The organism is Corallococcus sp. 4LFB (assembly GCF_046520365.1).
In the GTDB taxonomy this organism is placed as follows: domain Bacteria; phylum Myxococcota; class Myxococcia; order Myxococcales; family Myxococcaceae; genus Corallococcus; species Corallococcus caeni.
The window spans coordinates 1-1,392 of the sequence record NZ_JBKGHJ010000988.1 but is presented as its reverse complement, the minus strand read 5'-3'; the positions used below and the strand labels follow the sequence as shown (position 1 = coordinate 1,392).

Annotated in this window: 2 pseudogenes; one reads left to right on the top strand and one right to left on the bottom strand. The window is 73.7% G+C overall.

Features of this window, described 5'->3' with window-relative positions:
* Positions 1-460: pseudogene (locus tag ACLEQD_RS43405) on the bottom strand (DUF262 domain-containing protein); the annotation flags it as partial.
* Positions 461-743: 283 nt separating this feature from the next.
* Between ACLEQD_RS43405 and ACLEQD_RS43400 the strand changes: the two are divergent.
* A pseudogene (locus ACLEQD_RS43400) lies at positions 744-1,392 on the top strand (peptidase M28 family protein); the annotation flags it as partial.

Genomic DNA, 1,392 nt, shown 5'->3' with positions numbered 1-1,392 from the left:
CGCGCACGGAGGCGTCCGCGTCCGGCGTGAGGAGCGCGAGCGCTCCCGGGTCGGGCGCCGCGCGGCCGCTGTCGAAGAGCGCCTGGCGCCACAGCCAGTGCGACAGCCGCAGGCGGACCGCGGGCGGAGCCTGGGGATGCAGGTGGAAGAAGCGGCACAGCAGGGGCAGCACGTCCGGCCTCGGCACGAGCTCCAGGTGCGGGATGCCCGCGTCCCCGCGGAGGAAGTCGAAGGCGCGGCCCACCGCGCGCGCCGTGCGCTCCAGCGCGGGGGCCCAGTCGTCCTCGGCGGCGAACTCCTCGCGGAAGTCGCGCGTGAAGTCCCGCCCATCCACCGCGAGCAGCAGCATGGGCAGCGCGTCGTCCTCCAAGCGGCCGAAATCACGGGACGCGAGCCACGCCCCCAGGTCCTCCAGGCTCTGGCAGGACAGCTCGAGTCGCCCGGGAGGGGTGGGTGCCATGGGACGTCCTGCGTAGCGGAGACTCGTGAACACTCACATCACCCGCGGGTCGTAATGCTCACTTCCCGCCTTGACGCTGCGAAGAATTTCTTTAAAGAATGCACGCACGTCCTCTTCTCCTTTGAAGATGGCGTATGTACCGGGCCTCGCGTTCCCCAACCGCGGAACCGGTGCGTGACGTCCCAGTTGAGCCCCGCGCGCCGCGTTCCCCCTCTCGGCGCGCGGTGGCCCCTGGGACTTCCACCTCGCCCCGCTCACTCTCCAGGTCCCCTCGAGGATTCGAGTGTCCACGTCCACCTTCGTCCTGCCCGTCTCGCTGGCCCTGCGCCTGCTCACCTCGGCGGCGCCCCAGAACACCGCCACCGCGCCCTCCCAGGACCCCGCGCCGAAGTCGCCGGCCACGTCGTCGGTGAAGGCGGCGCCCCCGGCCGTGTCGAAGCTGAGCGCCGCGCAGCAGACCACCGCGGGGCGGCTGGTGGGGTCCGCGCTCGCGGAAGGCCATGCGTACGCGCGGCTGGCGGAGCTGACGGACGGCGTGGGGCCGCGCCTGTCCGGCTCCGAGTCCGCGGAGGCCGCGGTGCAGTGGGCCCTGCGCTCCTTCCAGGCGGACGGGGTGAGGGCGTGGAAGGAGCCGGTGAAGGTGCCGCGCTGGGTGCGCGGCGAGGAGCACGGCGAAATCCTCCCCTCCGGGCGCACGCGCGGCCTGCCGCTGGCGCTCTTGGCCCTGGGCGGCAGCGCGCCCACGCCGCCGGAGGGCATCACGGCGGAGGTGGTGGAGGTGAACTCGCTGGAGGAGCTGGCGGCGCTGGGGGCCAGGGTGAAGGGCCGCATCGTGTTCTTCAACCACACCATGGCGGAGGCGGCGGACTACGGCCGCTTCGCGGGGCTGCGCGGGCGGGGCCCGGCGGCGGCGGCGAAGCAGGGCGCGGTGG